This is a genomic window from Kitasatospora sp. NPDC059577, from assembly GCF_042735475.1.
Lineage (GTDB): Bacteria > Actinomycetota > Actinomycetes > Streptomycetales > Streptomycetaceae > Kitasatospora.
This window is the reverse complement of sequence record NZ_JBHWBZ010000128.1, coordinates 1-4158: the sequence shown is the minus strand read 5'-3', so window position 1 is coordinate 4158 and position 4158 is coordinate 1. Positions and strand designations below refer to the sequence as shown.

At 73.0% G+C, this 4158-nt stretch carries 4 protein-coding genes and 1 pseudogene; 3 read left to right on the top strand and 2 right to left on the bottom strand.

Annotated elements, in window-relative coordinates; all coding sequences use genetic code 11:
* Positions 1-96, bottom strand: a pseudogene (locus ACFV0O_RS41240) (electron transfer flavoprotein subunit beta); the annotation flags it as partial.
* Between the two features lie 288 nt (positions 97-384).
* Positions 385-798 (bottom strand): TlpA family protein disulfide reductase, encoded by a 414-nt coding sequence (locus tag ACFV0O_RS41235; protein WP_380350147.1) that lies wholly within the window; start codon positions 796-798, stop codon positions 385-387.
* 226 nt (positions 799-1024) lie between these two features.
* On the opposite strand from ACFV0O_RS41235, the gene ACFV0O_RS41230 reads away from it, so the two are divergent.
* The 3 genes from ACFV0O_RS41230 (at position 1025) to ACFV0O_RS41220 (ending at position 4010) form a co-directional block, all read left to right on the top strand.
* Complete coding sequence (locus ACFV0O_RS41230; RefSeq protein ID WP_380350145.1) at positions 1025-1450, top strand: DUF4395 domain-containing protein; 426 nt, start codon at positions 1025-1027, stop codon at positions 1448-1450.
* Between the two features lie 313 nt (positions 1451-1763).
* A complete protein-coding gene (locus ACFV0O_RS41225) occupies positions 1764-2534 on the top strand; it encodes a lysophospholipid acyltransferase family protein (RefSeq protein WP_380350142.1) in 771 nt (256 codons plus the stop codon).
* A gap of 348 nt (positions 2535-2882) precedes the next feature.
* Positions 2883-4010: a TolB family protein gene (locus tag ACFV0O_RS41220; RefSeq protein WP_380350140.1), complete on the top strand. Its 1128-nt coding sequence runs from the start codon at positions 2883-2885 to the stop codon at positions 4008-4010.
* Positions 4011-4158 lie beyond the last annotated feature (148 nt).

Below are 4158 nucleotides of genomic sequence, written 5' to 3'. Positions count from 1 at the left end.
CACACCCTCCCGGTCGGTGGTGTGGTCGTCCGCGAAACGACGGTCACCCGTCGCGTCCGGCACGTACTTCACACAGACGACGATCCTCAAGCTCACGGCCTTGTCTCCTGTACTGGTCTCGTCCGACGGCTGCGGCTGTGCAAGCGGGGCGAACACGGAACGCACCCGCTCCGGGCAGCGAATTCCCGTGCCGGTCCGGAACTTCCTGGCAGCATACTCGCCGGTAGCCCAGTGGTCACTACTGGCCAGTAGCTTATGCCGGGCGGCCGCGCCGGCCGCCTGCACCCATCCTGCCCCAGGCGGGGGCCGACTCCACCCGACGGGGCGGACCGACCACGACGGGATCCTCCCCGAGGAGGTCCGGCGAGGGTCCGACAGGGGTCCTCAGACCGCCTGGCCGACCGCCGCGATCACGTCCGCCCGGCGCGGCTGCCCCGTTGCCCGCCGGACCACCCGGCCGTCCGCGTCCAGCACCAGCACGGTCGGCGTCCGCCGGACCTCCAGCCTGCGGACCAGCTCCAGCCGCGCCTCGGCGTCCACCTCGACGTGCGCGACCCCCTCGACCATCCCGGCCACCTCCAGGAGCACCCGCCGGGTCGCCCGGCACGGCTGGCAGAAGACCGTCGAGAACTGCACCAGCGTCGCCCGCGCGCCGAGCGGCCCGCCCAACTCCGCCGCCGACAGCCGTACCGCCCCGTCCGTGGCCCGCACCCTCATCCTCCCGTCACACACCGCCCTTACCAGCCCGAACGCGGTCGCCAGCGCCAGCACGACGACGCACACCACCAGCCCGGTCATCCCCCCAGTCTGCGCCAGCCCCGGCGGGCGCCGAAAGACGGTCGACCGCCGGGGGCGGGCCGCGTACGATCGGCCGGTGGACTCCGAGCGCTCCTCACCGCCGCTGCCGACCGCCCGCCGCGTCATCGCCCCGGGCCGGGCCCCGGAACCCCACTGACGCCACCGTCGCCACCGCCCGCCGCCACTGCCCGCCGCTGCCGCCCGTCGCGACCCTTCCGGAGCCCCCGTGCAGACCGACCCCCGCGGTCCCCGTTTCTCCGCCGCGCTCACCTCGGCCGTCCTGATCGTCGTCCTCCTCACCGGCAGCAGCACCCTCCTCGTCGGCCAGGCGCTCGTCTTCGCCCTCGGAGCCTTCGGCGGCTTACGGCTCTCCCCGTACGACTGGGTCTTCCGGGTCCTGGTCCTGCCCCGCCTGGCCCCGCCGTCCGAGACCGAGGACGAGCGGCCGCTGCGCTTCGGCCAGGGGATCCTCATGGTGTTCGCCGCGGTCGGCACCCTCGGCCACATCACCGGGGTGACCTGGCTCTGCCTGCTGGCCACCTCGGCCGCCCTCGCCGCCGCGTTCCTCAACGCCGCCTTCGGCTACTGCGTCGGCTGCGAGCTCTACCCGGTCGTCCGGCGCGCCCAGGGCCGCCTCACCGCCGGAGCCTGACCCGGCGCCTCCACCGGGCGCCGGCCCGGCCCGCCGGTGCGGCCCGCCGGTGCGGCCCGCCGGTGCGGCCCGCCTCCAGCCGCAGCCCCCGGCCGGGGAACGAAAAGGTTCCCGTTCGAATTCATCACAGAGATCACATCGTGAAAATCGGCTTGACCGCACGCCTCAGGTGACAGCAGGCACTCGTTCGGGGGATCATCTCCGTGTATCACCCGTGACCGCCGCGGCGTGCCGTGCTCCGGTCGGCACCGCCCGCGCGACGTCACGGGCCCCCGCCGAACCGGGTTCCGGCCCGTGGAAGTCAGGACTGACCGTGGCAGAGTTCGTGTACCCGCCGGTAATCGGCGCCGCACTCACCGCCTTCCGCGCGCTCGACGTGCGGATCAAGATCGTGGGTGCCGAACACATCCCCGCCAGGGGGGGAGCGGTACTGGTCAGCAATCACATCAGCTACCTGGACTTTCTCTTCGCCGGCCTCGGCGCCTACCGCGGCGGCAAGCGCAAGACCCGTTTCATGGCCAAGGACGACGTCTTCAAGCACGCGGTCTCCGGCCCGCTGATGCGCGGCATGAAGCACATCCCGGTGGACCGCACCGACGGCCAGCCCGCCTACGAGGCCGCCGTACGCGCCCTCAAGGCCGGCGAGGTCGTCGGGGTGTTCCCCGAGGCGACGATCAGCCGCTCGTTCATGCTGAAGAAGTTCAAGACCGGCGCCGCCCGGATGGCCGCCGACTCCGGCGCCCCGCTGCTGCCCGTCGTCCTCTGGGGCACCCAACAGCTCTGGACCAAGGGCCGCCCGAAGACCCTGACCAAGCGCCACGTCCCGGTCACCATCATGATCGGCGAACCGATCCACCTCGGGCCGGGCGACAAGCCCGTCATGGTCACCAGACGACTCCGCAGCGCCATGAGCGAGATGCTCGACCGGGCCCAGCGCGAGTACCCCGGCAAGCCCTCCGGCCCCGACGACACCTGGTGGCTGCCCGCCCAGCTCGGCGGCACCGCCCCCACCCTGGAGGTCGCGGAGGCCGAGGACGAGGCGGAGGCCATCGCCAAGGCCGAGCGCCGCGCCGCCCGGGACTGACGAACCCCTCCCCCGCACTACTCCGTGCGACCGAGTGAACGCGATCCGTCGCGTGTCGCCGGCCCGCCGACCCTCCCCGTCTGACACAGTGACAGTTCCTTTCAGGGGGCCTTCGTCCTGAATCGGCGACGGGGGCAGACGTCGAGCGGTCGACAGAGGTCGGAGGCGGAGATGGCAGGGATCACCGGTACGAGGCAGTCACCCACGAGCAGGGCCCGCACACGCGCAAGCGCCGGTGCGGGCCTTCTGCTTCTGGGCACCCTGCTCACCGGCTGCGGGGCCGAACCCGGGGAGATCCCGCTCTCGGAAATCCGGCCGGAATCACCCACCGCCACGCCGACACCCGCCGTGATCGGCGCCGCCGCAGCAACCCCCGCCGCGGCCACCGCGCACAACGGACTGATCGTCAGCCGGGCCTACACCGACGCCTCCCGCACCACCAGCGCCATCGTCACCCTCGCCCCCGACGGCAGCGGCCAGAACCAAATCACCCAGCCGCCGGACCGCGCCCACGACGACCGCCCCGACTGGTCCCCCGACGGCACCGCCATCGCCTTCGACCGCACCGACCCGCAGACCGGCGCCGCCCGGCTCTGGACGGTTGCCACCTCCGGCGAGGGCGCCCACCAGATCAGCCAGCTCTGCGACAGCTCCAGCGGCGGCGCCGACTGCGCCAACGAGGACGAACGCGCCCCCGCGTTCTCCCCGGACGGCAAGCAACTCGCCTTCAGCCGTTCCTGGGGCGCCCTGGACCCGGCCGACAACACCCGGACGCAGTACTCGGACCTCTACCTGATGAGCCCCGGGGGCACCGACGTCCAACGGCTCACCTTCCTCACCAACGACAAGCCCTACTCCGGCTCGGTCAGCAACCCCAGCTGGTCCCCCGACGGCAAGCAACTCACCTTCGAGTACCGCACCAGCGCCACCGGGCAGCCCGCCAACAGCCGCGCCATCTACGTCGTCAGCGCGGACGGCACCGGCCTCCGCCAGCTCACCCCCTGGGAACTGCGCGCCGGCGAGCGCGCCGAATGGTCCCCCGACGGCACCCGGATCCTCTTCACCACCTACCCGGCCGGCCCCGACAACGCCCCCGGCGGCGGCATCTACACCGTCCACCCCGACGGCACCGCCATCGGCGCCCTCACCACCGCCCCCTCGGACGCCTTCTACGGCGCCGCCGCCTACGCGCCCGACGGCCAGTCCATCGTCTTCACCCAGGCCCCCGCGGGCGCCGGCGCCGACCTCTACAGCATGCGACCCGACGGTACGGGCGTCGCCCGCCTCACCAACAGCGCCGACAAGTGGCTCAACCGCCCGGCCTGGGGCACCGCGGAACCTCCGGCTGCCCCGGCAGGTTCGGCCGCCCCGTCCGCTCCGGCTGCCCCGGGCCAGGGTGCCCAGCCCGAGGCCCAGCCGCCGGCAAAGGCCCAGGGACAGGCGCCGACGGAGGACCCGGAGGCCGACGACGAGTGAGCCGGCGGCCGCGAACGGCCCGGAAACGCGAAAAGACCCCCTCCCGAAAGGGAGGGGGTATTTTGAGTAAGAGTGTTCGGGGGGGTCCCTCACACCCACAGGGTCCCCCCTGCCGTTCCCTCGGCGCTGTGAGGGGTAGCTTACGGGG